General features: G+C 67.6%; 7 protein-coding genes. 3 read left to right on the top strand and 4 right to left on the bottom strand.

Annotation, left to right across the window (positions count from 1 at the left end; translation table 11 throughout):
• Positions 1 to 172: 172 nt before the first annotated feature.
• From ACY65G_RS02275 to ACY65G_RS02290, 4 genes are all read right to left on the bottom strand, one after another.
• Positions 173 to 10,084, bottom strand: coding sequence for a DUF4214 domain-containing protein (locus ACY65G_RS02275; RefSeq protein WP_464995739.1), 9,912 nt, complete (start codon positions 10,082 to 10,084; stop codon positions 173 to 175).
• Positions 10,085 to 10,528: 444 nt separating this feature from the next.
• Positions 10,529 to 10,945 (bottom strand): VOC family protein, encoded by a 417-nt coding sequence (locus ACY65G_RS02280; RefSeq protein ID WP_464995740.1) that lies wholly within the window; start codon positions 10,943 to 10,945, stop codon positions 10,529 to 10,531.
• Positions 10,942 to 12,822, bottom strand: coding sequence for a signal peptide peptidase SppA (gene sppA / locus ACY65G_RS02285; RefSeq protein WP_464995741.1), 1,881 nt, complete (start codon positions 12,820 to 12,822; stop codon positions 10,942 to 10,944). The genes ACY65G_RS02280 and sppA overlap by 4 nt, the downstream gene beginning before the upstream one ends.
• A 62-nt stretch (positions 12,823 to 12,884) precedes the next feature.
• A complete protein-coding gene (locus ACY65G_RS02290; protein ID WP_464995742.1) occupies positions 12,885 to 14,363 on the bottom strand; it encodes a sodium:solute symporter in 1,479 nt (492 codons plus the stop codon).
• A 142-nt stretch (positions 14,364 to 14,505) separates the two neighbouring features.
• Here ACY65G_RS02290 and dgt point away from each other — a divergent pair, with 142 nt between their 5' ends.
• Genes dgt through ACY65G_RS02305 form a run of 3 tightly spaced genes read left to right on the top strand, consistent with a single transcriptional unit; the run spans position 14,506 to position 17,123 of the window.
• Positions 14,506 to 15,723, top strand: coding sequence for a dGTP triphosphohydrolase (gene dgt / locus ACY65G_RS02295; RefSeq protein WP_464995743.1), 1,218 nt, complete (start codon positions 14,506 to 14,508; stop codon positions 15,721 to 15,723).
• Positions 15,716 to 16,780 carry an acyl-CoA dehydrogenase family protein gene (locus ACY65G_RS02300; protein ID WP_464995744.1) on the top strand — a complete coding sequence of 355 codons (1,065 nt, stop codon included), beginning with the start codon at positions 15,716 to 15,718 and terminating at the stop codon, positions 16,778 to 16,780. The genes dgt and ACY65G_RS02300 overlap by 8 nt, the downstream gene beginning before the upstream one ends.
• Before the next feature lie 16 nt (positions 16,781 to 16,796).
• Positions 16,797 to 17,123, top strand: coding sequence for a DUF3861 domain-containing protein (locus ACY65G_RS02305; protein ID WP_464995745.1), 327 nt, complete (start codon positions 16,797 to 16,799; stop codon positions 17,121 to 17,123).
• The last annotated feature ends 1 nt before the right edge of the window (position 17,124 follow it).

A 17,124-nucleotide genomic window follows, 5' to 3' on the forward strand; every position in this document is an offset into this window, starting at 1 on the left:
TGGCGCAGATGGAACAATACGGCGGGACGGCGGCTTGTGCGGCGCACCAAGCATAGGCCCCCGCTTGCGCGACGGTCAAGCGAATTCGCTGGCGAGATGTGTCGCGTGCACTTGCAGCAGAAAAGCCGCGGCGCGGGCCAGACCTCCGCGCGCCGCGCCGGACCGCCATGCTTTACAGGATGTCGAACGTGGTCGACATGGTGCCCACCAGCGCCACCTTTTCCGCCGAGTCGGCGAAGGCAAGCAGCACGTCGCCGCGGTCGAGATGGCCGTCCGCCAGCAGGCCGGTCCAGTACTGCACCTCTTCCGAGGCCGCATCGCGCTGCAGCCCGTTACGGTACAGCGTCGTCACGAAGTCGGCATCGCCGCGTCCGCCATGCTCGTCCCGGCTTTCGGTGCTGGCCACGAACCCATCGGCAATCGCCATCATCGATACGCCGGCTTCATGCCTGCCGATCCAGTAGTTCAGCCCGACGTTGTCGGGAAGACGATCGAACAGCGTGTCATACATCCGCACGAGCGTGGCCACGTCGGTGGCGTTGAAGTCCACCTGCCAGGACATGGCAAGCTTTTCCGCCGACTCACTGAAACCAAGCGCCACATCGGCTCGCGACACCCCCGACGCAAGCAGGGTGACCCACGAAGCCAGCCCGCCACTGTCGGGAAGACGATGGAGGACGTTCCCGTACAACTGGCTGACGAAGGCGGCGTCATCGAGTTCCGCATGGAGGCCGGTCTGCCCGTACACCAGGTGCGCAACCTGCGACAGGCTCGCGCCCTGCTCCATCATCTGCGCCAGTGCGTCCACCCTGGCCACGCCGGCCTGCGTTCCCGTCAAGGCCTCGACCAGGCGTGCAACCGAACCGGACACGGACCGGTCGGCCTCCGCGAACGACAGGGTTTCCACGTTGCCGACGATATCCGTGCCATCGATACCGCCGTCACGGTGCGCCATCACGAGGCTGCCGTCCACCACGCGCAGGCTGTAGTCGGCACGGCCGGCGCCGGCCAGTTGCACGATATCGTTGCCGCTGCCGCCATCGACCAGGTCGTCACCCTCGCCGCCGAAGACGATGTCGTCGCCTTCATCGCCGAATACACGGTCGTTGCCGGCGCCGCTGCCGACGATATCGTTGCCGTCGCCGCCGTGCAGCAGGTCGTCGCCCTCGCCCAGCATGATGTCCTGGGCGGCGCTGTCACCCGAGACGATCTGCGCGCCGGCACCGCTGACGATCCGCACCGCGCCGACCACCGCCGCGAATTCCACGTCGTTCAGCTCGATGCTCGTACCGGGCGGCAACCCGCGCGCATCGATCACCAGTGCGGTTGGCGGGTGGCCCGCGGCAGCCGGTGCGCCGCTGATGACCAGGCTGCCGGGCACGGCATCCGCCGCGGCGGTGGGCACGATGGTCTGCACCAGCAGTGCCGTTCCGTCATCCAGCGTGCCGACGAAGCTGGTGCCGGCGCCGGTCAGCTGCGCCTGGTCGGCTGAGCCATTGGTGGTGTGCGCGCGGATTTCGCGGATCAGGTCGGTCAACGATGCCGCCACCGCCGCCGGCCGCGTCGCGCCGCTGGCCTGCAGGCCATAGCCCATCGGTAGCTGCGCGGTCAGCAGGCTGGCGCCGGCAGCATTCGTCACCAGCGGGATGTCGGCCATGTCCACGGCTCCCACCTGCTCGACACGGCTTTCCGTCACGACCGGGACCGTCATGACCTGCGTTACCGAACCGTCGGCCCGGGTGACGGTAACCGTCCGCACCACGAGGCCATCGACGGTGGTGTCGCCGGGAGACGGCGCATCGACCGGCGGCGGGCCGACGGGCGGCGGATCGACCGGGGGCGGCGTCAGGATCGGCGGCGTGGTGTTCAGGACCGGCGTTGTCGCCAGCGATGCGGCATCGTTGCCGGCCGCATCCTGGATCGCGGCGGCATCGTTGCCGCCGGTCGGGTCGCGGTAGGCCACCGTCACCGGCTCGTCATGGCGCACCGCCGTGGCGAGCGTCAGCGTGACCGTGCGGGCGGCGGCATCGATGGTGACCGCCGATACGGCCTTGGCCGTACCGCCTGCCATCACCGTGAACGCACCGGCGGCCGGGCCATGCGCCGCATCGAGCAGGCCGGCCTCCTCGTACGACAGTACCAGCGTGCGGCCATTGACGGCGGCGCTGGCGAATACCGGCGCGGTGCTGTCCGGCGCGGTGCCCTGGACCAGCACGCCACCCAGCGGTGGCACATGGCCGGCCAGTGCCAGCGTCGCATCGTTGCCGGCCGCATCCGTGATCGTGCTGCCGTTCAGCGAGAGACCGGCGATGGCAATGCCATCGGCATCGCTGTCGCCGGCCTGCACCGTGTAGAGGTAGGTCACCGTATCGCCGCTGCCGGAAACGAACGCAGCGTGACGCACGGTACCGCCCACCACCAGCGCCAGCGTGCTGCCGTTACCGTTGACGATCACGTTTTCATCGAACGTCACGGTGATTACGAGCTGGCCGCCGGCGGCGTAGGTGCCGCTCGCGGGGATGCCGACCGCTGCCACCACCGGCGCCCGGGTGTCGACCGGGCCGGGCACGGTCGTATCGACCACGATACCACCCAGCGGCGGCACATGGCCGGCCAGGGTCAGCGTCGCATCGTTGCCGGCCGCGTCCGTGATCGTGCTGCCGTTCAGCGAGAGTCCGGCGATCGCGATGCCATCGGCATCATTGTCGCCGGCCTGCACCGTGTAGCGGTACGTCACCGTATTGCCGCTGCCGGCCACGAAGGCGGCGTTGCGCACGGCGCCGCCCACCGCCAGGTCCAGCGTGCTGCCCGCACCGTCGACAGTCACGTCCTCGCTGAAGACGACGGTGAAGACGAGGTGCGTGCCGGTGTTATAGCTACCGTTGGCCGGCACCGCCACGTTCGCCACCGCCGGCGCTTGCGTATCGACCCGGATATTCCCCGTGGGCGGCAGGTGGCCGGCCAGCGACAGCACGGCATCGTTGCCTGCCGCGTCCGCGATCGTGCTCGTGCCCAGCGCCAGCGCGCCGATCGAGATGCCGTCGGCATCGTTGTCGCCGGCCTGCACGGTATAGGTGTAGGTCACCGCGTTCCCGTTGCTCGACGCGTAGGAGGCGGTCCGCGTCGTTCCGCCCACGATCACGGCCAGCGTGCTGTCCATGCCGGTGACGGCCACGTTTTCATCGAAGGCAATCGTGAAGCTCAGCGTGTCGCCCGCGCGATACGTGTCGGCCGCGGGGACGGCAACGCCCGACACCGACGGCGCGTGCGCATCGACCAGCACGTCGCCCAGCGGCGGCACATGGCCGCCCAGGGCCAGCGCCGCATCGTTGCCGGCCGCGTCCCTGATCGTGCTGCCGTTCAGGGCGATCCCGGTGACGGCGATGCCGTCCGCGTCGCTGTCGCCCGGCTGCACCGTATAGGCATACGTCAGCGTTGCCCCGCCTGGAGCGGAGACCAGCACGGCGTCACGCGTGGCGCCGCCGATCGCCAGGCCAAGCACGCTGCCGCTGCCCTGCACGACGACATCCGAATCGAATGTCACCGTGAACACCAGCGTGTCGCCGTTTGCGTAGGTGCCGGCGGGCGGCACGCCGATGAGGCCGGCCACCGCGGGGGCATCGGCATCGATCTGGATGCCGCCCGTGCCGGGCACGTGGCCCGTCAGCACGAGCGTCGCATTGTTGCCGGCCGCGTCCGTGATCGTGCTCGTGCCCAGTACCAGCGCACCGACAGCGATGCCGTCGGCATCGCTGTCGCCGGCCTGCACGGTGTAGCGGTAAGTCACCGTGTTGCCGCTGCCGGACAGGAACGTCGCATTGCGCGCGGTGCCGCCGATCGTCAGGGCCAGCGTGCCATCCGTGCCGGTAACGATGACGGTCTCGTCGAAGGTGACCGTGAAATCGAGATGCTCGCCAGCACCGTGGGTGCCGCTCTGCGGTACCGTGACCCCCGTGATCGCCGGCGGCTGCGTGTCCACCACGATGCCCGCCGTCGACGGCACATGCCCGGCCAGCGACAGCGTGGCATCGTGTCCTGCCGCGTCGCGGATCGTGCCGGCGCCCAGGTCGAGCGCGCCAACCTCGATACCATCGGTATCGTTGTCGCCGACCTGCACCGTGTAGCGGTAAGTCACCGTGTTGCCGCTGTTGGACAGGAAGGTCGCGTCGCGCGCCGTGCCGCCGACCGTCAGGGCCAGCGTGCCATCCGTGCCGGTAACGGCCACGACTTCGTCGAAGGACACCGTGAAATCGAGCTGCGTGCCGGCACCATGGGTGCCGGCCTGCGGTATCGACACGGCCGTCACCGCCGGTGCGCGCGTGTCCACCACGATACCGGCGGTCGACGGCACGTGCCCGGCCAGGGACAGGACGGCATCGTTGCCGGCCGCGTCGCGGATCGCGCCGGCACGCGGGTCGAGTGCGCCGACCTCGATACCATCGGCGTCGCTGTCGCCGGCCTGCACGGTGTAGCGGTAGGTGACCGTATTGCCGCTGGCGGACAGGAACGCCGCGTCGCGTGCGGTCCCGCCGATCGTCAGGCCCAGCGTGCCGTCCATGCCGGTGACGGTCACCGCTTCGTCGAACGTGACCGTGAAGTCGAGTTGCGTGCCGGCGCGATGGATGCCGTCCTGCGGCACCGATACGCTGCTGACCACCGGCGCGAGCGCATCCACCAGGATGCCTGCGGTCGATGGCACGTGCCCGGCCAGGGACAGCGCGGCATCGTTGCCTGCCGCATCCGTGATCGCGCCCGCCCCCGGGTCGAGCGCGCCGACCTCGATACCGTCGGCGTCACTGTCGCCGGCCTGCACGGTGTAGCGGTAGGTGACCGTATTGCCGCTGGCGGACAGGAACGTTGCGTCGCGCGCGGTCCCGCCGATCGTCAGGCCCAGCGTGCCGTCCGTGCCGGTGACGGTCACCGCTTCGTCGAACGTCACGGTGAAGTCAAGTTGCGTGCCGGCGCGATGGATGCCGCCCTGCGGCACCGATACGCTGCTGACCACCGGCGCGAGCGCATCCACCAGGATGCCTGCGGTCGATGGCACGTGCCCGGCCAGGGACAGCGTGGCATCGTTGCCTGCCGTATCCCGGATCGCGCCGGTACCCAGGCCGATCGCGCCGACCTCGATACCGTCGGCGTCGCTGTCGCCGGGCTGCACGGTGTAGCGGTAAGTCACCGTGTTGCCGGTGGTGGACAGGAACGTCGCATTGCGGGCGATGCTGCCGATCGTCAGTGCCAGCGTGCCATCCGTGCCGGTGACGGTCACCGCTGCATCGAAACCAACGGTGAAGTCGAGCTGCGTGCCGACGCCATGGATGCCGGCCTGCGGTACGGTCACGCCGGTCACCACCGGCGCCTGCGTGTCCACCACGATGCCGGCGGTCGACGGTACATGCCCGGCCAGCGACAGTGCGGCATCGTTGCCTGCCGCGTCCGTGATCGTGCCGGCGCCCAGGTCGAGCGCGCCGACCTCGATACCATCGGCATCGTTGTCGCCCGCCTGCACGGTGTAGCGGTAAGTGACCGTGCTGCCGCTGCTGGACAGGAAAATCGCGTCGCGTGCCGTGCCGCCGATCGTCAGGGCCAGCGTGCCATCCGTGCCGGTGACATTCACCGCTTCGTCGAACGTCACCGTGAAATCGAGCTGCGCGCCGGCGCCATGGGTGCCGCCCTGCGGTACCGATACGCCGGTCACGGCAGGTGCCTTCGCATCGACCACGATGCCGGCGGTCGGCGGCACGTGCCCGGCCAGGGACAGGACGGCATCGTTGCCGGCCGCGTCGCGGATCGCGCCGGCACCCGGGTCGAGCGCGCCGACCTCGATACCGTCGGCATCGCTGTCGCCGGCCTGCACGGTGTAGCGGTAGGTGACCGCATTGCCGCTGGCGGACAGGAACGTCGCGTCGCGCGCGGTCGCGCCGATCGTCAGGCCCAGCGTGCCGTCCGTGCCCGTGACGGTCACCGCTTCGTCGAACGTGACCGTGAAGTCGAGTTGCGTGCCGGCGCCGTGGGTACCGCCGGGCGGCGGCGTCACGCCGGCCACGGCCGGTGCCCGCGTATCCACCACGATGCCGGTGGTCGGTGGCACGTGCCCGGCCAGGGACAGCGCGGCATCGTTGCCTGCCGCATCCGTGATCGCGCCCGCCCCCGGGTCGAGCGCACCGACCTCGATACCGTCGGCGTCGCTGTCGTCGGCCTGCACGGTGTAGCGGTAAGTGACCGTATTGCCGCTGGCGGACAGGAACGTTGCATCGCGCGCGGTCCCGCCGATCGCCAGGCCCAGCGTGCCGTCCGTGCCGGTGACGGTCACCGCTTCGTCGAACGTCACGGTGAAGTCGAGTTGCGTGCCGACGCCGTGGGTACCGCCGGGCGGCAGCGTCACGCCGGCCACGGCCGGCGCCTGCGTGTCCACCACGATGCCGGCGGTCGATGGCACGTGCCCGGCCAGGGACAACATGGCATCGTTGCCTGACGTGTCCTGGATCGCGCCGGTACCCAGGCCGATCGCGCCGACCTCGATACCGTCGGCATCGTTGTCGCCCGCCTGCACGGTGTAGCGGTAAGTCACCGTGTTGCCGGTGGTGGACAGGAACGTCGCGTCGCGGGCGATGCCGCCGATCGTCAGTGCCAGCGTGCCATCCGTGCCGGTGACGGTCACCGCTGCGTCGAAATCAACGGTGAAGTCGAGTTGCGTGCCGACGCCGTGGATGCCGGCCTGCGGTACGGTCACGCCGGTCACCGCCGGCGCCTGCGTGTCCACCACCACGCCGGCGGTCGACGGCACGTGCCCGGCCAGCGACAGCGCAGCATCGTTGCCTGCCGCGTCCGTGATCGTGCCGGCGCCCGGGTCGAGCGCGCCGACCTCGATGCCATCGGCATCGTCGTCGCCCGCCTGCACCGTGTAGCGGTAAGTGACCGTGTTGCCGCTGCTGGACAGGAAGGTCGCGTCGCGTGCCGTGCCGCCGACCGTCAGGGCCAGCGTGCCATCCGTGCCGGTGACATTCACCGCTTCGTCGAACGTCACTGTGAAATCGAGCTGCGCGCCGGCGCCGTGGGTGCCGTCCTGCGGTACCGCTACGCCGATCACCGCCGGCGCGCGCGCGTCCACCACGATGCCGGCCGTCGACGGCGCGTTTCCGATCAGCGCCAGCGTGGCATCGTTCCCTGCCGCGTCGCGGATCGTGCCGCTGCCCGGGTTGATCGCGCCAACCTCGATACCACCGGCATCGTTGTCGCCGGCCTGCACGGTGTAGCGGTAGATGACGATGTTGTCGACGTTGTACAGGAACGTGGCGTTGCGGGCAGTGCCGCCAATCGTCAGCGCCAGCGTGCCATCGGTGCCGGCAACGTTGATGAACTCGTCGAAGGAGACCGTGAAATCAAGGTCCATGCCGGCAACATACACGCCATCCTGGGGTACCTCCACCTCGGTCGCCGCGGGCGGGCGCGTGTCCACCCGCACATTGGCTGTCGACGGCAGGTACCCGATCATCGACAGCACGGCATGGTTGCCTGCCGCGTCACGGATCGTGCCCCCGCCAAGGCCGATCGCACCGACCGCGATGCCATCGAAATCATTGTCGCCTGCCTGCACGGTATAACGGTAAGTCACCGTATTGCCGGTGCTGGACAGGAACGCTGCATTGCGCGCGGTGTCGCCGATCGTCAGCGCCAGCGTGCCGCCGGTACCGGTAACGGTCACCGCCTCGTCGAAGGCGACGGTGAAATCGAGCGCCATGCCGGCTTTATAGAAGCCATTCTGCGGGACCGTCACGCCGCTGACCACGGGCGCGCGCACGTCCACCGTGATGCCGGCGGTCGACGGCACTTTCCCGACCAGCGACAGCGCGGCGTTGTTGCCCGCCACGTCGCGGATCGAGCCGGCACCGAGACTGATCGCACCGACCGCGATACCGTCGGCGTCGTTGTCGCCAGCCTGCACGGTATAGCGGTAAGTCACCGCTCTCGCGTCGCTGGACAGGAACGTCGCATTGCGCGCGGTGGCGCCGATCGTCAGGGCGAGCGTGCTGCCGGTACCGGTGACGGTCACGTTCTCGTCGAAGGTGACCGTGAAATCGAGCGCCGTGCCGGCGCCATGCGCGCCGTTGGGCGGTACCGCCACGGCGCTTACCGCCGGCGCCCGCGTGTCCACCAGGATGGTGCTCATGGACGGTACATGCCTGAACAGCGTCAGCGAAGCATCATTGCCGACCGTGTCGCGGATCGTGCCCGTACCGGCGCTCAGCGTAGTGACCGCAATGCCGTTCGTATCGTTGTCGCCCGCCTGCACGGTATAGGTATACGTGATCGAATTCTGCGCTTTCGAAGCGAAGGTGGCAAAGCGCGCCGTGCTGCCGATCGTCAGGCCCAGCGTGCTGTCCGTGCCCGTGACAACCACGTTCTCGTCGAACGTCACCGTGAAGGTCAGCGTATCCCCGGCGCGGTAAGTGCTGCCCGCAGGAACACCGATGTTGCCGGTGATGGAAGGCGCGACGCTGTCGACCAGCACGTTCGCGGTGCTGGCTACCGCCTGCAGCGCCAGCACGGCATCGTTGCCGGCGGCATCCTTCAGCGTGCCGCCGTTGAGCGACAGCGCGCCGACCGTGATGCCATCGTTGTCGGACCGGTTGCCTGCCAGCGTGTGCTGGAACACCAGCGCGGTAGTGCCGCTGCCGCTCACATAGTTCGCGTGGACGATCTGGCCGCCGATATCCAGCGCGATCCGCGGGGTGCCGCCGCTGCCGACGGTGACGGCTTCGTCGAACGTGACCGTGAACTTCAGCAGCCCGCCTGCCCCGTAGGTGCCCGCCGCCGGTACCGCGACTGCAAGGATGGAGGGTGCGATACTGTCGACCAGCACGGCCGCGGTGCTGGCGACGCCTTGCAGCACCAGCGCGGCATCGTTGCCGGCGGTATCCTTCAATGTGCCGCCATTGGCCGACAAGGCGCCGACCGTGATGCCGTTGGTGTCCGTCATTCCGCTCGTCACGGTATGCTGGAAGACCAGGGAAGTGGTGCCGCTGCCGCTTGCATAACTCGCGTAGACGGTCTGGCCGCCGATGTCCAGCGCGATGCGCGGGGTGCCGCCGCTGGTATCGACGATGACGGCTTCGTCGAGCGTGACCGTGAAGTTCAGCTGGCTGCCCAGCGCGTAGGTGCCCGCTGCCGGCACCGCGACCGCGACGATGGCGGGAGCGGCACTGCCGACGAGCACGCCGGAGGTATCGCCCACGTCCGGCAGCGTGGTATCGGCGTCGTTGTCGGCAATGTCGCGGATGGTGGCGCCATGCAGTTCCAGCGTCGCGACGTCGACGCCGTCGGTGTCTTCCTGGCCATCGACCAGCGTGTAGCTGAAAGTCAGCGTCCTGGTACCGCTGCCGCCAGTATAGGACGCGTCCACCGCCTGGCCGCCGATGACGAGGCCCAGCGTCGGCGCGCCGCCGCCCGTGTCGACCAGCACCGTTTCATCGAACGTGACCGTGAAATCGAGGTGTTCGCCAGCGCCATAGGTGCCCAATGCGGGCACGCCGACCGATTCCACCAGCGGAGCCGTGGTGTCCGGCGGCGCATCGCCAAGCACCAGTGCGCCTGGTCCGATGGCGCTGAAGCTCGCGGAACCGGTCGCGTCGGGCGCATACGTGGTGACCACCAGCACATAGGTATGGCCGGCAATCAGCGGCATGTTCGGCAGGTGGGACAGCCAGTTGACCGGCTCGTCGTTCTCGTCCCTGAAATCGATGTCCTCGTTCGCGGCGATGATATTGTCGAGCGGATGCTCCGGATCGAAGCTGGTGTCGTACAGCCAGATCTGGGTGTCGGACCTGCCATCGGCCACCAGGCCTACCGCCGAGTCCACCGTGATCGTGTAGTTGCCGTTGACGGTCGGGGTAAACACTTCAGCGGCGTAGTTGTACAGGACGTCCAGGTCGGTCTGGTCCACCGCGATGATGTCGGCCGCATACCAGATCGCCGAATAGCCATTGTCGTTGTCCTGGCCATTGAATTCGTATGGGAGATGGGGGCGGTAATATTGCTGCGTGTCGTCCAGCTGTGCATCAAAATGGGTCGTTACGGAACTCATCGCGATTTCCCGGTTGTAAATTTCGGAACTGAAATCATGCCGCCGGGATATATCGCGGGATTGCCCTGGATCAAAGTGTGCCCCGATACGTCCAGGTCAGTCGCGTCTGGACGACAATTACGAAGCCATTCCTGTCCTTATCGCAAGACACGCTGCCAACACTTGCTTTTCCTGCATTGGCAAGGATGTATGTTTTCCGTTCGAACAGGGCTGCACGGCCCGCGCTGTCAGGTCGACGTTCTTTTCACGTTGGAACAGGGACGAACGGCATGGCCGCCGGTGCGGAAGGCGTGGGTAGCGTTCGTGAAGCGCTCCGCCGGGTGGGAGCATTGACCGGCATGCGGGATGGGGACCGGCGTTGCGATGGCAGCGCTGCAGGCACGCCGCGCGGGGAAGGCCGGGGCTATCTGTTCGTGCGGCCGGTAGCAGCCCGGCGGGCCGGGATCATGTCGGCGTTTCGCCGGCCGGCCGCCCATCGTCGAGCCACTGCGCCAGGTGCAGCAGGACACCGGCCGGATCCCATAGGTGCGTGACCAGCGCGCCATACGCTTCGCGCTTGGGCAGCGCCACGCGGGCACCGCCGAAACCGCCGGAGTCGAGCAGCGCCTTTACCTGCGCGTAGGCCGCCGTGGCATCGGCCACGGTCACGTGCAGCATCGTGTTCTCGATCCAGTCCTTCGCATAGGCATTCTGCAGGTAGAAGCGATGGCCGGCGTTGGCCAGCAGGGCCAGGCTGGCATCCTCGTACTCGACCTGCCAGCCGAGTGCCACGTAGAAAGCCTTCGATAGCGCGAAATCGGCCGAACCGATGAAGGGCCGCACGTCGCGCACGCGCAGGTCGATCAGCGGCGGCCGCGTCACTCCGGTACGCCGCACATGCAATGCGTCAGCGCCATGAACGGCTTTTTCTGCGCCGTCATCTCGTTCAGCCAGTTCAGCTCCTTCGCGACATGGCCTGCCACGCCGGCGGGGATGCCGGCGGGCGCGAGCACCGAGCCGACCTGCCGGGCAACGGCGGCGTCGATCATGTCGCCGACGGCCTGCGGCGCGCCGAAGAAGTCGAGGAGCTTGTCGAAGCGCGTGGTTTCGCGTTCGATATACACGATGCGCGGGTCGGCGCCCAGCTTGGCGCGGCGCGCGGCGGAGCGCACCGCGTCGTTGAAGCTGCCCAGCGTGTCGACCAGGCCGCGTTCCTGCGCCTGGGCACCCGTCCATACCCTGCCCTGCGCCACGGCGTCGATCTTTTCCGGCGTGCTCTTGCGGGCCTGGGCCGCCTTGGTCGTGAAATCCGCGTACACGTTGTTGATCGACGATTGCAGCAGCTGGCCGAAACGCGGGTCCATCGGGCGCGTCGGGTTGCCGGCGTCGCCCAGCCATGTGGTGGGCTGGCCCGCGGTGTGGATGCCCAGCTTGTCCATCACCTTGTCCACGGTCGGGAACAGCGCGAACACGCCGATCGAGCCCGTGATCGTGGATGCGTCGGCGATCACCTCGTCGGACGACATCGAGATCCAGTAGCCACCCGATGCCGCCAGGTTGCCCATCGAGACGACGACCGGCTTGCCGGCCGCGCGCGTGAGTTCCAGTTCGCGGCGGATCAGTTCCGAACCGAACGCGCTGCCGCCCGGCGAATCGACGCGCAGCACGATGGCCTTGATGTTGTCGTCCTCGCGCGCCATGCGGATCAGGTTCGACGTGGACAGGCCGCCGATCGAACCCGGCGCGGCGATGCCGTCGCCGATTTCGCCGACCGCCATCACCACGCCGACCGCATCGCCGGCGATGTGCTGCGGCAGGCGCGTCAGGTAGTCGTCGAAGGCGACCTGGCGGAACGACTTGTTCTGCGCGTCCGGCACGCCACGGTCGAGCACCAGCTTGCGGATCTCGTCGCGCGTCTTCAGGCCATCCACCAGTTTCACGCCGAGCGCCATCTTCGCCAGGCTGCCCTCATGCCGTTCCAGCAGCGCCGGCAGGTTTTCGATGCCTTGCGCGATCGTGCCGGCCGGCAGCCTGCGGGCCTTTTCGACATCCTGCAGATAGCGGTTCCACAGGTCGTTGTTCAGGTAGGCTTCCGCTTCCTTCGCGGCCGGCGACGGGCCGTTGGCCACCAGCGGCTCCGCCGCGCTCTTGAAATTGCCGACCTTCAGCAGGTTGACCGTCACGCCCAGCTTGTCCAGCGCATCGCGGTAGTAGGTGCGGTACTTGCCGTAGCCATCCAGGATCACGGTCCCCATCGGGTGCAGGTAGACTTCGCTGGCATGGGCCGCGATCTGGTACTGGCTCTGGTTGTAGTTCGAACCCCAGGCGACCACCTTCTTGCCGGTGGCGCGGAAGCGGTCGATGGCGGCCGCGATCTCGCGCTGCATCGCCGGGCCGCCGCCTTCCATCTCGTCCACCAGCAGCACGGCGCCGCCGATGTCCGGGTCGCGCCCGGCGCTATCGAGCACCCGCAGCACGTCGCGCAACTGGATGTAGCGGCGCACGTTGTCGTCGCCGAGATTCGCCAGCGCGGCCAGCTTGGCGCCACCCGGCGCCTGCTCGACCAGCTGGCCGTTCAGGTTCAGCACCAGCATCGTCTTCTCGCCCAGCGGCTTGACGCCGCCACCGAAGATTGCATATAGCAAGGCAATGACGATCACCAGGAAAATCAGGTTCATCACGGCGCGGCGGCTGGCATCGATGAAGCGCCACACGCGGCCAATACCGCCACGGACGTACGAAAACACGGATCGGGACACAGGCAGCTCCGGGGATTAAAGTTGATAAATTGCTTAATTTAGTACTGTATTACGTGACTGTATCAGTTTGCGGCGCCCGGCGCGCCACGCCTTCCGGGTGAGGAAACCAGCCACAGTCCGGCGAACACGAACAGGCCGTTCACGACCAGCAGCTCCAGCCCCATTTTGTAGGTACCGAAGAACAGGTGCTGCCAGTGTTCGAGCAGCGCGCACAGCACCGGTCCGGCAATGACGATGGCGGGAACGAGGCGATCGCGCACGGCGCGCCGGGTCAGCAGGCCGAAGCCGAACAGGCCCAGCAGCGGACCATACGTGTAGCCGGCCAGCTTCAGGATCACGCCGATCATGCTGGCGCTGTCGATCCACTTGAACACCATCACGAGCAGCAGGAACAGCGCGCAGAAGCCCAGGTGCACGCGATGGCGCCAGCGCACCGCCGCCCGTTCGTCCAGCGTACGATGATCCTGCCTGCGCTGCAGGCCGAGCAGGTCGATGCAGAACGACGACGTGAGCGCCGTGATCGCGCCATCGGCGCTGGGGAACAGGGCCGATACCAGTGCCACGAAGAAGATCAGCTGCATCGCCGCCGGCAGGTGGTCCATCACGATCGTGGGGAACAGTTTGTCGCCGGTGGCCGTCACGCCGGCCTGCGGCGCATACAGGTGCAGCAGGCCGCCGAGGAACAGGAACAGGCCCAGCACGATGACGAGGATGAACGTAAGCAGCAGCATGTTCTTCTGCGCGCCCTGCAAGGTGCGCACGGAGATATTCTTCTGCATCATCTCCTGGTCCATGCCCGTCATCGCGATCGTGATGAAGGCGCCGGCCACGACCTGCTTCCACAGGTAGCCGGGACTGTCGACATCGAAGTCGAAGACCCGCGCCAGCCCTGCCGCCTGCATGTGCGCCAGGCTGTCCATGACCGACAGGTCCAGCGTGTGCAGCAGGAACCACACGCACGTGACGAGGCCGGCCAGCATGCCGGTGGTCTGCAGCGTATCGGTCCAGACGATCGTCTTCACCCCGCCTTCATAGGTGTACAGCAGGATCATCAGCAGGATCACGAGGTTCGTGGCCCAGAACGGCACGCCGAGGCGGTCCAGGATCGTGGCTTGCAGGATGTTGACGACCAGGTACAGCCGCGCGGTGGCGCCCAGCGTGCGCGACACGATGAAGAACGCGGCGCCGCTCTGGTACGCGCGGCGGCCCAGCCGCACGTCGAGGTAGTGGTAGATCGACGTGAGCCTGAGCCGGTAGTACAGCGGCAGCAGCACGAAGGCCACGACCAGGTAGCCGATCACGTAGCCGAACGTGATCTGCAGGTAGCCGAAGCCGTCGCGCCCGACCGCGCCGGGCACGCTGATGAAGGTGACGCCGGACAGCGTGGTGCCGACCATGCCGAACGCCACCAGCGCCCAGTTGGAGCTCTTGTTGCCGATGAAGAAGCTGGCATTGTCGGCGTTGCGGGACGTGGCCCAGGCCACGGCCAGCAGCAGGGCGAAATACGCGAAGATGACGAAAAACAGGAAAGCCGGGGACATGCTCGATGGTGTCAGATGTGAGTCGGAAATGTGTAGCGAAACGTGTAGCGAAACGTGTAGCGAAACGTGAAGCGAAACGCGAATCGGCAGCAATATACACCCGTCGGCGGGCTACAATCGGCGGTCATCACGAGGATTCGATATGTACAGTGCCGCAACCAGGGAATTCGCCCGCGAGCAGGAAGCGCTGATCCTGCCGCTCGAAGTACGTGTCCATGCGCAGGCCGACGGCCGCGCCGAGGGCCGCGAGGAATGCATGCGCGACTACGCGCGCGTGCTGTATTCGGCGTCGTTCCGCCGGCTGCAGGGCAAGATGCAGCTGCTCGGCGTGGATGCCGCCAATTTCAACCGCAACCGGCTGACGCACAGCCTCGAAGTGGCGCAGATCGCCCGCTCGATCGCCGCCGACCTGGGGCTGGAGCGCAGCGTCGTGGCGGAAACGTGCGCGCTGGCGCACGACCTGGGCAACCCGCCGTTCGGCCACTACGGCGAGCGCATCCTCGATGAGCTGGGCATGGAGCACGGCGGCTTCGAAGGCAATGCGCAGGCATTCCGCATCCTGCGCACCCTCGAGAAAAAGCACCACGCCTACGCCGGCCTGAACCTCACGGTGCGCACGCTGGCCGGCATCACCAAGTATTTTTACCGCCGCGCCGACAATCCCAGGAAATTCCTGTACGACGAGGATTTCCATTTCCTGTCCGGCGAGCTGGCACGGCACGGCCTGTCGGTCCGCAAGACGATCGACGCGCAGATCATGGACCTGTCCGACGAGATCGCGTATGCCGCGCACGACCTGGAAGACGCGATGAGCTTCGGCATCATCACATGGGGCGAGATCCTGCACGAATTCCGCATCAGCCGCGATTTCGCCGACGCGTTCGAACCGTTTTCGCGCATCGCCCACGGCGCGCACGAGGAAGCGCTGAAAAGCGAAGCGCAGGCCAGCTCCGAGGAATACTCGATCGTACTGCGCAAGGAAATGACGTCGCAGATCGTGCATGAGCTGTGCCGCGACATCGCCGTCGTGGATGGCGCGCATGGCCCCGAACTGGGCTACCGCGCGATGGGCCCGCTGGCGCGCGGGCTGAAGACCCTGCTGTGGAAAGCGATCCTGCGCAAGAAGGATGTGCAACTGTACGAGAAGCGCGGCGAGAAGATCATCCGCGGGCTGTTCGAAGTGCTGACCGATCGCGGCTACAACCGCGACAATGTGCTGCTGCCGCCGGAACTGCGCTGCCTGAAGGACACGCGCGAACGGCTGGTGCTCGACTACCTGGCCGGCATGATGGACGTGAACGCCGCCGCCGAGTATGAAAAATACTTCGGTAAAGGCAGCCTGGAGCGTATCTATGGCTGACGATGGAAAAGTGTCGGCGGATCCGTGGCGGGAGGCCGAGGTGGCGGGTTTCCTGCTGCCCGGGCAGCAGGCGCATATCCACGAGCGGGGCTGGCTGAAGATGCTGGCGCCGCGTGCCGCCGGCGGTGCCGAGCTGCCGCTGCCGGAGGTGGTGCGGCTGGAAGAGCAGCTCGCGGCTACCGATGGCAGCCTGGGTTGGGTCGTCACGCTGTGCGCGGGTGCCGGCTGGTTCGGCGGGTTCCTGCCCCCTGCCCTGGCGCGCGACATCATGGCCACGCCGGGCGCCTGCCTGGCCGGCAGCGGTGCCCCGACCGGCTTTGCCGACATCGACGGCGACGGTTTCCTGCTCACCGGCCGCTGGGATTACGCCAGCGGTGCGCCGATGGCTACGCATTTCACGCTGAACGCCGTGCTGCGCGAGCGTGGCGAGGTGCTGCGCGACGATGCGGGCCGGCCGCGCATCCAGGCCTTCGTCGTGCCGGCACGGCACGTGGCGCTGGAAGCTTCGTGGCAGGCGATCGGCATGCGCGCCTCGGCTTCACATGCGTACCGGATCGACGGCGCCCATGTGCCGGCCAGCCATGGCTTCACGATCGACGCCGCCCACGCGACGGCCGATGGCCCACTGTACCGCTTCCCGTTCATGGCGCTCGCCTACGTGACGCTGGCAGCCAACCTGCTGGGCATGGCCGGCCGCTTCGTGGCGTTGGCCGAACCGGTGATCGCGGCGCGGCGCCAGCACGGTACCGGCGTGCCCCTGATCGCGGTGCCATCGGTGGCGGCGCGGCTGGCACGAACGCGCGAAGAACTGGCGGCCGACCGCGCCGCGCTGTATGCCGCGCTCGACGGCGCCTGGGCCGCCGTGGTCCGGCACACGGTACCGGACGAAACCCTGCTGCAGCGGGTATCCTTGCAACTAGTGGACACCTGCCGCCGGGCCGTCGACGGCCTGTATCCGTACTGCGGCCTGCAGGCGGCGCGGGAAGATGCCGCCATCAACCGTGTCTGGCGCGATTTCCATACCGCCACGCAGCATGCGCTGCTGCTGCCGGACTGAATTCATCGGAGGAACCATGAAGCAGCACCGTTACCGCGTCACCATCGAACACCTGCAGGACCCGGGCGGCAACCCCGTCACGCGTTCTCCGCTGGCATTCGAGACAGGCAACCATGACGACATCTTCGCCATCGTGGAGCGCATGCGCGGCCGCGGCGATTTCGATCCGGACACCGCCACGTCGTTTGCCGTGGGCCTGAAGCTGTTTTCCGAGGTGATGCTGGAAAACCGTGACCATCCGCTGTTCGCCGAGTTCCAGCCGCACTTCAAGCAATTCATGAAGCACCTGAAAAAAGGGCCCGCCCAGCCAGGCGAGCCCCCTGCCGATCCCGAAACGCCCTGAT

The sequence above is a fragment of the Pseudoduganella sp. jia 12 genome (assembly GCF_055502675.1).

Bases quoted from the DNA above. Each gene is read 5' to 3' on its own strand.
- ACY65G_RS02275 (WP_464995739.1), bottom strand. From the start codon at position 10,084: ATGAGTTCCGTAACGACCCATTTTGATGCACAGCTGGACGACACGCAG.
- ACY65G_RS02290 (WP_464995742.1), bottom strand. From the start codon at position 14,363: ATGTCCCCGGCTTTCCTGTTTTTCGTCATCTTCGCGTATTTCGCCCTG.
- dgt (WP_464995743.1), top strand. From the start codon at position 14,506: ATGTACAGTGCCGCAACCAGGGAATTCGCCCGCGAGCAGGAAGCGCTG.
- ACY65G_RS02300 (WP_464995744.1), top strand. From the start codon at position 15,716: ATGGCTGACGATGGAAAAGTGTCGGCGGATCCGTGGCGGGAGGCCGAG.
- ACY65G_RS02305 (WP_464995745.1), top strand. From the start codon at position 16,797: ATGAAGCAGCACCGTTACCGCGTCACCATCGAACACCTGCAGGACCCG.